At 65.1% G+C, this 12,942-nt stretch carries 12 protein-coding genes and 1 pseudogene; 5 read left to right on the forward strand and 8 right to left on the reverse strand.

Annotation, left to right across the window (positions count from 1 at the left end; translation table 11 throughout):
- Positions 1–19: 19 nt before the first annotated feature.
- A complete protein-coding gene (locus tag F7R19_RS01865; protein WP_150979180.1) occupies positions 20–1,450 on the reverse strand; it encodes an aldehyde dehydrogenase family protein in 1,431 nt (476 codons plus the stop codon).
- Between the two features lie 203 nt (positions 1,451–1,653).
- Here F7R19_RS01865 and F7R19_RS01870 point away from each other — a divergent pair, with 203 nt between their 5' ends.
- Positions 1,654–2,367, forward strand: a complete 714-nt coding sequence (locus F7R19_RS01870) for a hypothetical protein (protein WP_150979181.1) — start codon at positions 1,654–1,656, stop codon at positions 2,365–2,367.
- Positions 2,368–2,466: 99 nt separating this feature from the next.
- Here F7R19_RS01870 and F7R19_RS01875 read toward each other — a convergent pair whose 3' ends face one another.
- From F7R19_RS01875 to F7R19_RS01900, 6 genes are all read right to left on the reverse strand, one after another.
- On the reverse strand, positions 2,467–4,089 hold the full coding sequence (locus tag F7R19_RS01875; protein WP_061957730.1) for an ABC-F family ATPase: 1,623 nt from the start codon (positions 4,087–4,089) through the stop codon (positions 2,467–2,469).
- A 174-nt stretch (positions 4,090–4,263) separates the two neighbouring features.
- Positions 4,264–5,187: a muramoyltetrapeptide carboxypeptidase gene (gene ldcA, locus F7R19_RS01880; protein WP_150979182.1), complete on the reverse strand. Its 924-nt coding sequence runs from the start codon at positions 5,185–5,187 to the stop codon at positions 4,264–4,266.
- Positions 5,184–5,798 carry a tRNA adenosine(34) deaminase TadA gene (gene tadA, locus F7R19_RS01885; protein WP_150979183.1) on the reverse strand — a complete coding sequence of 205 codons (615 nt, stop codon included), beginning with the start codon at positions 5,796–5,798 and terminating at the stop codon, positions 5,184–5,186. Before tadA ends, ldcA begins: the two co-directional genes overlap by 4 nt.
- Before the next feature lie 15 nt (positions 5,799–5,813).
- A complete protein-coding gene (locus tag F7R19_RS01890) occupies positions 5,814–6,290 on the reverse strand; it encodes a 6-pyruvoyl trahydropterin synthase family protein (protein ID WP_061960257.1) in 477 nt (158 codons plus the stop codon).
- Positions 6,291–6,293: 3 nt separating this feature from the next.
- Complete coding sequence (queE, locus tag F7R19_RS01895; RefSeq protein ID WP_061960258.1) at positions 6,294–6,929, reverse strand: 7-carboxy-7-deazaguanine synthase; 636 nt, start codon at positions 6,927–6,929, stop codon at positions 6,294–6,296.
- Between the two features lie 303 nt (positions 6,930–7,232).
- Positions 7,233–8,126, reverse strand: a complete 894-nt coding sequence (locus F7R19_RS01900; protein WP_150979184.1) for a LysR substrate-binding domain-containing protein — start codon at positions 8,124–8,126, stop codon at positions 7,233–7,235.
- Between the two features lie 98 nt (positions 8,127–8,224).
- Between F7R19_RS01900 and F7R19_RS01905 the strand changes: the two genes are divergently transcribed.
- Together F7R19_RS01905 and dkgB are read left to right on the forward strand one after the other, a co-directional pair.
- A complete protein-coding gene (locus F7R19_RS01905) occupies positions 8,225–9,433 on the forward strand; it encodes an MFS transporter (RefSeq protein WP_150979185.1) in 1,209 nt (402 codons plus the stop codon).
- A 49-nt stretch (positions 9,434–9,482) separates the two neighbouring features.
- Positions 9,483–10,283 (forward strand): 2,5-didehydrogluconate reductase DkgB, encoded by an 801-nt coding sequence (dkgB, locus tag F7R19_RS01910; RefSeq protein ID WP_150979186.1) that lies wholly within the window; start codon positions 9,483–9,485, stop codon positions 10,281–10,283.
- A gap of 75 nt (positions 10,284–10,358) precedes the next feature.
- On the opposite strand, the gene F7R19_RS01915 is transcribed toward dkgB, so the two are convergent.
- Complete coding sequence (locus F7R19_RS01915) at positions 10,359–10,865, reverse strand: DUF1993 domain-containing protein (RefSeq protein WP_150979187.1); 507 nt, start codon at positions 10,863–10,865, stop codon at positions 10,359–10,361.
- A 255-nt stretch (positions 10,866–11,120) separates the two neighbouring features.
- Here F7R19_RS01915 and F7R19_RS01920 point away from each other — a divergent pair.
- A pseudogene (locus F7R19_RS01920) lies at positions 11,121–12,283 on the forward strand (MFS transporter).
- A gap of 91 nt (positions 12,284–12,374) precedes the next feature.
- Positions 12,375–12,815 (forward strand): PRC-barrel domain-containing protein, encoded by a 441-nt coding sequence (locus F7R19_RS01925; RefSeq protein ID WP_061958402.1) that lies wholly within the window; start codon positions 12,375–12,377, stop codon positions 12,813–12,815.
- Positions 12,816–12,942 lie beyond the last annotated feature (127 nt).

Here is a 12,942-nt window from a genome sequence, read left to right on the forward strand (position 1 = left end):
AAGCGACAAAATCCGCCGGTCAGGCCGGCTTCTTCAATTGCAGCGACTTGTATTCGAGGAATTCCTCGAGGCCGAACTTGCCGCCTTCGCGCCCGTTACCGGACTGCTTGAAGCCGCCGAACGGCGCGTTCATATTGAACGGGCCGCCATTGATGTCGACCTGGCCGGTGCGGATGCGGCGCGCCACGCGGATGGCGCGCGCCTCGTCACCGGACCAGACGCCGCCGCCCAGGCCGTAGATGCTGTCATTGGCAATGCGGATCGCGTCGTCTTCGGTGTCGTAGCAAATCACCGACAATACCGGGCCGAAGATCTCCTCCTGGGCCACGGTGGCCTTCGGATCGACATTGCCGAGCACCGTGGGCTTGACGAAGAAGCCGCGGTCGAAGCCGGCCGGGCTGTCCGGGCCGCCAGCCACCAGTTCGGCGCCCTCTTCCAGCCCGCGCCGGATGTAGCCGGTCACGCGGTCCTTCTGCACCGCCGAGATCAGCGGCCCGAGGCGCGTGGCGTCCGAATGCGGATCGCCGACGGTGAAGCCTTCCACCACCTTGGCGGCAATCGCCTTCACTTCGTCGTAACGGCTGCGCGGCACCAGCATGCGCGTGTGCGCCGAGCAGGTCTGGCCGGAATTCAGGAAACACGCGCTGATGGTGCCCTTGACCGCGGCCGGCAGGTCGGCGTCGTCGAGGATCACCGATGCCGATTTGCCGCCCAACTCCAGCGCCACGCGCTTGACCGACTGCGCGGCCAGCTCGGACACGCGCTTGCCCGCACGCGTCGATCCGGTAAACGACACCATGTCGACTTCGGGATGGCTGGCCAGCACCTCGCCGACCACCGGGCCATAGCCGGTCACCAGATTGAACACGCCCGGCGGCAGGCCAGCGGCCTCGATCACCTCCGCCAGCACGAACGAGTTCAGCGGCGCCACCTCGGACGGCTTGAGCACGACCGTGCAGCCCGCCGCAAGCGCAGGCGCGACCTTCAGCGTGATCTGGTTGAGCGGATAGTTCCACGGCGTGATGGCGGCCACAACGCCCACCGGCTCGCGCACGACCAGCGAATTGCCCACCTGCTCCTCGAATTCGAATGACTCGAGCAGCGTGGCGGCCTGGCCCCAGTTGTACACCGGTCCGCCCACCTGGATCGCGCGCGCCAGCTTGATCGGCATGCCGACCTCGCCCGCGATCAGTTGCGCCAGTTCCTCGGCGCGGTCCTTCAGCCCTTCGGCGATCTTGCGGATATACCGGGCGCGCTCGGCCGGCGGCGTACTGGCCCAGCCATCAAAGGCCGCGCGCGCGGCCGCGATGGCATCCTCGGCGTCACGGGCGTGCCCCTCGGGGATCTTGCCCATGATCGCCTCGGTGGCGGAATGCACGACATCGATGCTGCCCGAGCCGTGGGGCGCCACCCATTTGCCGTTAATAAAAAGTTTGTCTCGTTGTTGCATGGCCACAAGCCCTCATTAGTGGATCGGCGATTGCAATTTTTTTGTTACTTTTATGGTGCACCACATTGTAGAGCGGTTTGCCGATTCACTTTTCTTTCCCTGGCAACCGGCTCTGACAACAAGATGGCGATAATCGGCCGCGCAGTATCTTTCCGAAGGGACTCACTCCGCGGGCGGCCGATCGATAACAAAAGGAGCGAGACATGGTCGACCCGATCTATCACAAGACGGAGGCTGGTCAGGAGGAAATCCGCACGCGCGCGCGCAAGCTGGACCAGAAACTGCGGGCGTTGCTGCTGATGGTCAACGGGGAACGCGCCAGATCCGAGCTGTTGGCGCAGGTCAGCGGCATGGGTGTGACGCCCGACGCCATGGACACGCTGCTGGCGCTGGGGCTGATCGAGGCGGTACGCGATCCCGGCAAGGCCGCGCCGACCTCAGTGTCAGCGACTTCGGCGGCCTCGGCGCAGCCGGCGGCGGCGTCCGCCCAGAGCGGCGCGCGCCAGGCGCGCGGCGAGACCAACCTGTTCGCGGCCTATTCGGGCTTCAATTCGGCGGCTGGCAAAGGCATCGACGACCGCGTAGACGTACTGGCAGACACCACGATCGCCCCGGCGCTGGCCCCTTCCACGCCCGTCACGGCCGGCCCGCTGGCCCCGGTGTCCAGTGGCGCCGACGGGTACAAGCGGCTCTACCACTTCTTTACCGATGTGATCGGCCATCATCTTGGCTTGCGCGGCTACGTCCTGCAGGTCAAGGTGGAAAAGGCCGCGACCGTGGTGGAACTAGCCGCCCTGCGCGATGCGCTGGGGACCGCGCTGCAGAAATCGAAAGGCGAGATCACCGCGCACGCGATCATCGGCGAACTGGACGCGCTGCTGGCGGAAATGGGCGTCGCGCCCGCGCGCCAGGCGTAAAAAAACCGGCACGCCTGTGACGGCGGGCCGGATTTCTTTGTCATGCGACGCCGCGCGTCAGGCCGTGCGCGAGCCCGGCCGGGCGGCAGTCGTTGACGGTTACGCCTCGATGCCCTGCGACTGCAGATACTCGTCGTACGTGCCCAGATAGTCGGTGATGGTGCCGTCGGTGCGCACTTCGATCACGCGCGTGGCCAGGCCGTTGATCAGCTCCCGGTCATGCGAGACGAAGATCAGCGTGCCGGGATACTTGTCCAGCGCGATCTGCAGCGATTCGATCGACTCCATGTCCATGTGGTTGGTCGGCTCGTCCATCGCCAGCACGTTATGGCGGCCCAGCATCAGCTTGCCCCAGATCATGCGGCCCTTTTCGCCACCGGACAGCACCTTGACGTTCTTCTTGATGTCGTCGGCCGAGAACAGCAGGCGACCCAGCGTGCCGCGCAGCGACTGGTCGTCGTCGCCGGCCTGCGTCCACTGGCTCATCCAGTCCATCACGTTCACGTCGTTGGGGAATTCCTCGTACGTGTCCTGCGGCATATAGCCGACGTTGGCGTTTTCAGCCCACTTGACCGTGCCGCGGTCGACTTCGACGCCGCGCTGCACGCCGGTCTGAACGATGTTGTTCAGCAGGCTGCGCAGCAGCGTGGTCTTGCCCGCGCCGTTTTCGCCGACGATCGCCACGCGCTCGCCTGCCTGGATGGCCATCGACAGGTTGTTGATGATCTTGCGGTCGTAGGTCTTGGTAATGCCCTCGACTTCCACGGCCAGGTTATGCAGCTTCTTCTCGAATTCGAAGCGCACGAACGGGTTCTGGCGCGACGACGGCTTGATGTCCTCGACCTTGATCTTGTCGATCTGTTTCAGACGCGACGTGGCCTGGCGCGCCTTGGACTTGTTGGCCGAGAAGCGGCGCACGAAATCCTGCAGTTCGGTGATACGTTCCTTGGCGCGCGCGTTGGCGGCCACCTGGCGCTCGCGCGCCTGCATCGACGCCTGCATGTAGTCGTCGTAATTGCCCGGATAGACCTTCAGCGTGCCGTAATCCATGTCGGCCATGTGCGTGCACACCGAATTGAGGAAGTGGCGATCGTGGGAGATGATGATCATGGTGGAATTGCGCTCGTTGAGCACGTCTTCCAGCCAGCGGATCGTGTTGATGTCCAGGTTGTTGGTCGGCTCGTCCAGCAGCAGGACGTCCGGGTTCGAGAACAGCGCCTGCGCCAGCAGCACGCGCAGCTTCCAGCCCGGTGCGATGTCGCTCATCGGGCCCTGGTGCTGGTCGGTGGGGATGCCCACGCCAAGCAGCAGCTCGCCGGCGCGCGCCTCGGCGGTATAGCCGTCGTACTCGGCGTACTTGGCCTCGAGTTCGGCCGCGCGCATGTAGTCTTCGTCGGTCGCCTCGGGGTTGGCGTAGATCGCGTCGCGTTCGCTGGCGGCGGCCCACATTTCCGTGTGGCCCATCATCACCACGTCGAGCACGCGGTTGTCTTCATAGGCGAACTGGTCCTGGCGCAGCTTGCCCAGGCGCACGCCCGGCTCCAGCATGACGGTGCCGGCCGACTGTTCGAGATCGCCGCCGAGGATCTTCATGAAGGTGGACTTGCCGCAGCCGTTCGCGCCGATCAGGCCGTAGCGGTTGCCCTCGCCGAACTTGACCGAGATGTTCTCGAACAACGGCTTGGGGCCGAACTGCATGGTGATGTTTGCGGTAGAAAGCACGTCTGAACCTTGTCTGGAATGTGGGCGCGCCGCCTGGGCACGCCGGATATGGCTGCTGCTGCCGGTCGGTCGACCCTGGCTCGCCCCGATTGGCGGGCCCGGCGCAGCGAAAATGCGGAACCCGGAATTTTACCACTCGCGCGCGCATCCCGTAAGACACGCGGCGCGCGGCGCCTACAGCGTCGGATATTCGGACAGCGACAGCGCAAAGCCGTCGGCCCGGACCACCAACCGCGCCTGGCCGCCCACCGGCAGTGTCAACTTGCGCGGGCAATGGCCGAACGGCAGGCCGGTCAGCAGCGGGATGCCCAACTGCGCACGTAGATAATCGAAGACGGCGTCCATGTTGTAGCCGTTGTCGTAGTCGGCGGTGCGGTAATTTGAGAAATCGCCCAGCACGATGGCCTGCTGCGACGCCAGCACGCCGGCCTGCAGCAACTGCAGCAGCATGCGTTCGATGCGGTAAGGCGGTTCGTTGACGTCTTCGAGAAACAGGATGCCGCCGTCGATGCGCGGCATGAATGGCGTGCCCAGCAGCGTGCACAGCATCGCCAGATTGCCGCCCCACAGCGTGCCTTGCACGGTAGCCGGCGCGCGGATGGCCTGCGGCGCCTCGATTTCGATGTGATGCGTCCGGTTGCGCAGGATCGCCTCGAAATGCTCCCACATGAACGGATCGACGTGCTCTTCGCCGAAATCGGCCAGCAGCATCGGGCCGGCAAACGTCACGCCGCCGGTGGCCGCCAGATAGGCCAGTTGGAACGCGGTGAAATCGCTATGACCGACGATCGGCGTGCCGCTGGCGCGCGCCTGGTCGGCAATGCGGGCGAAGTCGATCTGGCCGAGCAGGCGCCCCAGCCCGTAGCCGCCGCGCACGGCAAGCGTCAGTTCGCGCGTGGGGCCGGTGCCGATCGCGTGCAGGTCGGCCAGCCGCTCCGCGTCGGTGCCGCCAAACCGCAGGTAGCGGCGCGCCAGTACATCGGGATTGCTGACGTGGTAGCCGTGATGCCTGAGCCAGGCGCAGCCGCGCGCGGCAATGGCAACGTCATGCGGATAGCCGGACGAGGCGATCAGTCGGACTTCGGTGCTGTGGCTCATGCTTCGGATTCTGGATCGGAAGCATGAATTCTGTCCGAATCGGCCGGCGATTGCGAGGGCGACGCGTCCAGCGCGTCATCCAAGGCGGGCAGTGCCGCGGCGCGCGTGGCCTGTTGGGCAGCCTTCTGCGCGCGGCGGCGGGCGCCGAAGAAATCGCGCAGCAACTGGCCGCATTCGTCGGCCATCACGCCGCGCGCAAGCGTGGTCTGATGATTGAGCGTGGCCTGCGCGAACAGGTCCACCACGCTGCCTGCCGCGCCGGTCTTAGGATCGGTGGCGCCGAACACGACATGCCGCAGCCGCGCATGCAGGATCGCGCCGCTGCACATCGGGCACGGTTCCAGCGTGACATAGAGCTCGCACTCGGGCAGCCGGTAGTTGTCCAGCACCTTGGCGGCGGCGCGCAGCGCCTGCATCTCGGCGTGCGCCGAAGGATCGACCGAGCGGATCGGCAGGTTATGCCCGCGCGCGATGATCTGATCGTTCCACACCACTACCGCGCCCACCGGAACTTCGCCGGCGGCTTCCGCCAGCCGCGCCTCTTCCAGCGCCGCCGCCATATAGAAGCGGTCGCGCGCGGCTTCGTCGGCAAATACGGGCGCGTCGGGCATGGCGTTATCGGGCTTTCAGTCCTGCGCCGGCAAGCGCAGCGGCGCGCTGACTTCGGCCCAGCAGTTCGGCGTTTCGAACAGTACCAGCCGGGTCAGTTGCAGATGATGGTTGAAGCAGTCCTTGAACACCGGCGCGAGGATGTCGAACGCCGCCTGAGCCAGATTCTCGACCGTCGGGATGCTATCGATCACCACGGTCTTGTGGTTATCCATCGATTGCAGGAAATTCAGCAGCGCGGTGTCGCCGCGATAGATCAGGAACGCGTGATCCCACTTCGATACCAGGTGTTCGTTGGCCAGCGTCTTGATATCGCCGAAATCGAGGATCATGCCGTCGTCGGGCGCGCCTTCCTGATGCAGGACTTCGCCGGACAGCGTCAAGTCCAGTCGATATCGATGGCCGTGGATGTTGCGGCACTGGCCGCCGTGGCTCGGAATGCGGTGGCCGGCATCGAATTCGAGCCGGCGCGTGATGGAAACTTGTTTGCTCATGTGTCAGCGAATGCCCAGCAGCTTGTGGGTCTGCAGCGACAGGCGCCAGCGCGGATGACGCTGGCAGAAATCGACGGCAGCGGCCGTATTTTGCCGCGCCAGCGGGCCGTCCATGGCCTGCACCATGAAATAGCGGAAATCCAGTTGCTCGTATGCCGCGAAGTCCTGGCCGTCCTGCGGAATCACGACCTTGAGTTCGTCGCCCTTCTTCACCACCAATTCCGCGCCCATTTTGGGACTCACGCAAACCCAGTCGATGCCGTCGGGCACGGCGATCGTGCCATTGGTCTCGATCGCGATCTCGAAGCCCTGCGCATGCAACGCGTCGATCAGCGGCGCGTCAAGCTGCAGCAGCGGCTCGCCGCCGGTGCACACCACCAGCGGGCTGCCGCCCGCGCTCGCCGGCCATTCCGACGCGACTACCGCGGCCAGTTCTTCGGCGCTGCGGTACTTGCCGCCGCGCGTGCCGTCGGTGCCGACGAAATCGGTATCGCAGAACTGACACACCGCGCGCGCCCGATCTTCCTCGCGGCCGGTCCACAGGTTGCATCCGGCAAAACGGCAGAACACCGCGGCGCGGCCGGCGTTGGCGCCCTCGCCTTGCAGCGTGTAGAAGATTTCCTTGACGGCGTAGGTCATGCGATTGCGGGATGCGGTAGTTATGGCGGTGATGGTGGCTGAGTTTGCGATTTGCGCTGTTCTGCTGCGCCTCGCCCTGGCGGGACGGATCCGCGCGGATTGCTTAAAAACTAGGCAAAGGCCGCGACGCGGGTAACCGGTAATTGTATCAAGAACCTAGGGTTTCCGCTAAGTTCGACGTGATCCGCATCAAGCCTGCCGCAGACAGCCGCCCTCGACCGCCCTCGACCGCCCTCGACCGCCCTCGACCGCCCTCGACCGCCCTCGGCCGCCGCGGCAGCGTTCGGCCGATCGGGGCCGCGGCTATGGCAGCGCCCGCAACCGCTCCGACAGGAAATCGAGAAATACGGCGATCCGCGCCGACAACTGCGTATTCAGGTAGTACACGGCGTGGATGGGCTGCCGCACCTCGATGGTTTCCTGCGTCAGTACCTGCACCAGATCGCCGGCCCGACGGTCGGCGTCGGTCATGTAATCGGCAAGACACGCGATGCCCTGCCCGGCCAGCGCCAGTTGCCGCAGCGTTTCGCCGCTCGAAGCCGTCAGCGCGGGGCGGATCTGCAGTTCGTTGCCGGCGGCGTCCCGCAGCGGCCAGCGGTTCAGGGTTTCGGGCTGAGTAAAGCCAATCAGCGTGTGATTGTCCAGATCCTGCGTCGTCTGGGGCCGGCCATTGGCCTTCAGATACGCGGGGCTGGCCACCACGCGGATCCGGCTGGTGCCCAGCGGTCGCGCGTGCAGCGTGGAATCGCGCAGCGGGCCGATGCGGATCGCGACATCGGTACGGTGTTCCAGCAGATCGATGATCTGGTCGTTGGTGTTGAGTTCGAGCGTGATTTCGGGATACGCCTGCCGAAACGCGCCGACCAGCGGCACCACCACATGAAACATGAATGGCGACGCGGCATTGACGCGCAGGCGTCCCGACGGCTTTTGCCGCCGCAGCCGCATCTGCTCTTCGGCCTGGTCGGCGGCGGCCAGGATCTGCCGCGCATGCGCCAGCATCACCGCGCCCTCCTCGGTCAATTCCAGCCGGCGCGTGGTCCGCCGCAGCAGCGTGGTGTCGAGCTTGTCTTCAAGCCGCGACAGCGCGCGGCTGATACCCGACACGGTAAGGTCTAGCTGCTCGGCGGCGGCGGTGATCGACCCACTGTCGACCACGGTGACAAAGGCCAGGAGTTCTTCAAGTGTCAGCGTCATTCTTGAATTCTAGTCAAATATGTTCTGTCGATCACCGGCTTTTTCTGCAAGAAAGTCGCCGGCACACTGCGCTCCAACCTGAAAAACCGGAGCGCATCATGCCTATTGCCTTATTGGCGCTGACCATCAGCGCCTTCGCCATCGGAACCACCGAATTCGTAATCGTCGGACTGATCCCGACGATTGCCGCCGATCTGCACATCAGCGTGCCGTCGGCGGGGCTGCTGGTCAGTCTCTATGCGCTGGGCGTGGCCGTGGGCGCGCCCGTGCTGACCGCGCTGACTGGCCGGCTGCCGCGCAAGGCACTGCTGCTGTCGTTGATGGCGCTGTTCACGGCCGGCAACCTGCTGGCGTGGCGCGCGCCCAGCTACGAATCGCTGGTGATGGCCCGCATCCTTACCGGGCTGGCGCATGGCGTATTCTTTTCGATCGGATCGACCATCGCCACGAGCCTGGTTCCGCGCGAGAAGGCGGCCGGCGCCATCGCCATCATGTTTACGGGCCTGACCGTGGCGCTGGTCACCGGTGTGCCGCTCGGCACCTTCATCGGTCAGCATTTCGGCTGGCGCGAGACCTTCCTGGCCGTTTCGGCGCTGGGCGTGATCGCGTTTGTCGGCAGTCTGCTGTTCGTGCCGTCGTCGATCCGGCATACGCCGCCCGCGTCGCTGCTGCAGCAGGCGCGCGTGCTCGCCGAACCGCGTTTGCTGCTGGTCTATGCCAAAACCGCGATCGGTTACGGTGGCTCGTTCATTCCGTTCACGTTCCTCGCGCCGATCCTTCAAGACGTGTCCGGATTCAGCGCGAGCGCGGTCGGACTTGTGATGCTGGTCTATGGTGTGTCGGTGGCCTTTGGCAATATCTGGGGCGGACGCCTGGCGGACCGTCACGGGCCCATCGCCGCATTGCGTATCGTGTTCGTGCTGCTGGCCGCGGTGCTTTTCGTGCTGACATTCACCGCGCCGCATCGCTGGCTGGTGGTGGCCACCGTGCTGGCTTGGGGCGCCGTCGCCTTCGGCAATGTGCCGGGACTGCAGGTCTATGTCGTCAAGCAGGCGGAGCACCACACGCCGCAGGCCGTCGACGTGGCCTCGGGTCTGAATATCGCGGCGTTCAACCTGGGCATTGCCGGCGCGGCATGGGCTGGCGGATTGATCGTGGAACACCTGGGGCTGATGCACACGCCCTGGGTCGGCGCGCTGGTGGTGCTGGTGGCGTTGGGCCTGACCGAACTGAGCGGCCGTCTGGACCGCGCCGCGGGCATCGACGTGCGGTCCGGCGGCTTGCCCGCCGGCGCCGTGCAGCACTGATGGCTGCCATCGCATTCATTCATTTCGACCTTTTTCGCTGGAGCCTCTCATGCAAATGCCTCAACTCGGCCTTGGAACCTTCCGACTCAAGGATCAGCAGGTCATCGATTCCGTGACGATGGGCCTCGAACTTGGCTATCGGCATATCGACACCGCGCAGATCTACGGCAATGAAGCCGAGGTCGGCCAGGCCATCGCCGCCAGCGGCGTGCCGCGCGACGAGTTGTTCGTCACGACCAAGATCTGGACCGAGAACCTGGGCCGCGACGCGCTGCGCGCCAGCCTCGAAACCAGCCTGCAGAAACTGAAGCTCGATCGCGTGGATCTGACCTTGATCCACTGGCCGTCTCCAAAGGACGCCGTGCCCCTGCACGAATCCCTGCAAGCGCTGGCGCAAACCCAGGCAGACGGACTCACAACGGCCATCGGCGTATCGAATTTCACGATCGCGCACCTCAAGCAGGCCATCGACGTGGTGGGTGCCGGGACGATCGCCACCAATCAGATCGAAGTGCATCCGTTTCTGCAGAATCGCAAGGTCACCGCATTCATGGCCGAACACGGCATCGCCGTGACCGCCTACATGCCGCTGGCCTATGGCAAGGTCATGGACGATCCGGTGCTGCGCGATATCGCCGCCACGCACGACGTCTCGCCCGCGCAGATCGCGCTGGCGTGGCTGATGCAGCAGGGTTACGCGGCGATTCCCTCGTCGACGAAGCGGGCCAATCTGCAAAGCAATCTAGCCGCCAGACAGGTGACGCTCACGGACGCGGAAATGGCCGCGATCGGCGGACTCGATCGCGGCGAACGGCTGGCAAATCCGGGCTTTGCGCCAAAGTGGGATTGACCGCAGCGCGCTGACATCAACCAGAAAAAAACGGGCCTGCGGGCCCGTTTGTCATGCTGCGCACGGCAGATCGCTTCAGCGTGGGCCCAGATAGTCCATCTTGCCGATCTGCACGCCCTTGTGACGCAGGATGTCGTAGGCGGTCGTCACGTGGAAAAAGAAATTCGGCAGGACGAAACCGAGCAGATAGCTCTTGCCATCGAACGTCACAGCGTTGGCGCGCAGCTTCAGTTCGATCACGCGCGTCTCGCTACCGTCGAGCTGTTCCGGGCGGCTCGATTTCAGGAAGCCGATCGTCTTGGCGATACGCTCCTGCAACGCGGGAAAGGTGCTCTCGTCGTCGGCATACGACGGCACCTCGATCCCGGCCAGACGCGCCGCGCAGCCCTTGGCCGCGTCACTGGCGCGCTGCACCTGGGCGGGCAGCGGATCCATGTCGGCCACCAGCCGGGTCTGGATCAAATCGGCGGCGTCCATGCCCTGCGCCTGGGCGTGGGCGGCGCCCTTGTCGAGGATTGCAGACAGGTTGGTAAGTGCGCGGATAAATACCGGTATCGATACTTCGTACATCGAGAGGGCCATGGGCGCTCCTTGGATGGGTCGTGGGATGTGTCTGGTGTGCGTGTTTTCCGGCCGCGTCTGGGAACCCGCCAGCGGGGGCTTGAGGGAACGCGTCCGGCCGCAGGCCAGAGCATAGACCGGATTGGCGCGGCATGCTGGCGCTGCACGGGACGCGCCGCAGCGCATACGGATCCCGGCCATCGCGGCGCGATCGATGCGCTACACTTCGGCCCGCGCCGCTGCGCCGCCATCCCCCATTTTCCAAGTTCGCCCCGCATGCACAGTCAACCGGCCCTCGATTCCGTTCCTGCCACCAAGGCCCCCACTTCGTCCTACGCCTGGAAGGCGCTGGCCGGCTCCACGCTCGGCTATGCCATGGATGGCTTCGACCTGCTGATCCTGGGCTTCATGCTGCCCGCGATCACGGCCGGTCTGGCGCTATCGACTGGCCAGTCCGGCGCGCTGGTGACGTGGACGCTGGTGGGCGCGGTGGCCGGCGGCATCATTTTCGGCGCGCTGAGCGACCGCTACGGGCGCGTGCGCGTGCTGACGTGGACCATCGTGCTGTTCGCGGTGTTTACCGGTCTCTGCGCGTTTGCACAGGGCTTCTGGGATTTGCTGGTCTATCGCACCATCGCCGGGATCGGGTTGGGCGGCGAATTCGGCATCGGCATGGCACTGGCCGCCGAGGCCTGGCCCGCCAGCAAGCGCGGCCGCGTGTCGTCCTACGTGGCGCTGGGCTGGCAAAGCGGCGTACTGATGGCCGCCCTGCTCACGCCGCTGCTGCTGCCGCTGATCGGCTGGCGCGGCATGTTCCTGGTCGGCGTGATTCCGGCATTCGTGGCGTGGTATGTCCGCAATCGGTTGCACGAGCCCGAAGTGTTCGTGCGCAGCGCGCAGACCGCAAGCCACGCTAACGCCTTCCGCTTGCTGGTGGCCGACGCGCGTACCACGCGTACCAGCATCGGCATCGTCATTCTGTGCGCGGTCCAGAACTTCGGCTACTACGGCATCATGATCTGGTTGCCGACCTACCTGTCGAAGACGCTCGGTTTCTCGCTGACCGCATCGGCCGCAAGCCCACCTTCCTGTTGTTCCAGGCTGGCGCGGTGGCGATGGTGCTGACCTATTCGCGGCTGTCCGACCCGTTCACGATGCTGTGGGCCGGTGCGCTGATGGGCATGTTCGTCAACGGCATGATCGGCGGCTACGGCGCGCTGATCTCTGAGGCGTATCCCACCGCGGCGCGCGCCACCGCGCAGAACGTGCTGTTCAATATCGGCCGCGCCGTGGGCGGACTCGGGCCGATCGTGGTGGGCGCCATTGCCGCCACATGGTCATTCCAGATTGCCATTGCGCTGCTGGCAAGCCTCTATGTGCTGGACATGCTGGCCACGTTCTTCCTGATCCCCGAACTGAACGGCGTGGAGCTCGAATAACAGTCGGGCAGCACCCCACCGCGCCGCCGGTTCTCCGGCATGCTTGTTGCACAGGTACGGGCTCCAAAACGCAACCTCAAAGGAGACAGCGATGGAACCTACCAATCCCAATCTCGGATCGCATTCGGGCGCAACAATCGTCGGCGCCGGCGTGGGCGCCGGCCCGGGTCCGGAAGTGATGGCCGCGTCGAGTCTCGATGGCACGAAGGTCTATTCGTCCGACAACGAGCATGTCGGCGAGATCAAGGAAATCATGATCGATGTGCAGGGCGGACGGGTTGCGTACGCCGTGCTCACTACCGGCGGATTTCTCGGCATCGGCGATACGCTTCACGCCATCCCGTGGAGCGCGCTGGTGATGGACACCGATGCCAAATGCTTCCGGCTTGGACTGACCGCCGAGCGCATCAAGGACGCCCCGGGCTTCAACAAGGACAGCTGGCCCAGAATGGCTGACCCGCAGTGGGCCACCGATCTCTACAGCTACTACGAACGCACCCCGTATTGGACGGAACCGGGCGGCCCGCTTTGATCGCATGAAATACCGCGTCCGCGCGGGCAGTTCTACCATCGACGACGAGCTTACAGGCACGTCTTTCAAGCAGGGCCGTAGCGCGGCGCACAACGAGGCGCCGATCGTGATCGCCAGACGGCGGCAA

This window comes from Cupriavidus pauculus, assembly GCF_008801835.1.
GTDB classification, from domain to species: domain Bacteria; phylum Pseudomonadota; class Gammaproteobacteria; order Burkholderiales; family Burkholderiaceae; genus Cupriavidus; species Cupriavidus pauculus.

Coding starts and splice junctions, on each gene's coding strand:
- F7R19_RS01865 (WP_150979180.1), bottom strand. CDS start 1,450: ATGCAACAACGAGACAAACTTTTTATTAACGGCAAATGGGTGGCGCCC.
- F7R19_RS01870 (WP_150979181.1), top strand. CDS start 1,654: ATGGTCGACCCGATCTATCACAAGACGGAGGCTGGTCAGGAGGAAATC.
- ldcA (WP_150979182.1), bottom strand. CDS start 5,187: ATGAGCCACAGCACCGAAGTCCGACTGATCGCCTCGTCCGGCTATCCG.
- tadA (WP_150979183.1), bottom strand. CDS start 5,798: ATGCCCGACGCGCCCGTATTTGCCGACGAAGCCGCGCGCGACCGCTTC.
- F7R19_RS01890 (WP_061960257.1), bottom strand. CDS start 6,290: ATGAGCAAACAAGTTTCCATCACGCGCCGGCTCGAATTCGATGCCGGC.
- queE (WP_061960258.1), bottom strand. CDS start 6,929: ATGACCTACGCCGTCAAGGAAATCTTCTACACGCTGCAAGGCGAGGGC.
- F7R19_RS01900 (WP_150979184.1), bottom strand. CDS start 8,126: ATGACGCTGACACTTGAAGAACTCCTGGCCTTTGTCACCGTGGTCGAC.
- F7R19_RS01905 (WP_150979185.1), top strand. CDS start 8,225: ATGCCTATTGCCTTATTGGCGCTGACCATCAGCGCCTTCGCCATCGGA.
- dkgB (WP_150979186.1), top strand. CDS start 9,483: ATGCAAATGCCTCAACTCGGCCTTGGAACCTTCCGACTCAAGGATCAG.
- F7R19_RS01915 (WP_150979187.1), bottom strand. CDS start 10,865: ATGGCCCTCTCGATGTACGAAGTATCGATACCGGTATTTATCCGCGCA.
- F7R19_RS01925 (WP_061958402.1), top strand. CDS start 12,375: ATGGAACCTACCAATCCCAATCTCGGATCGCATTCGGGCGCAACAATC.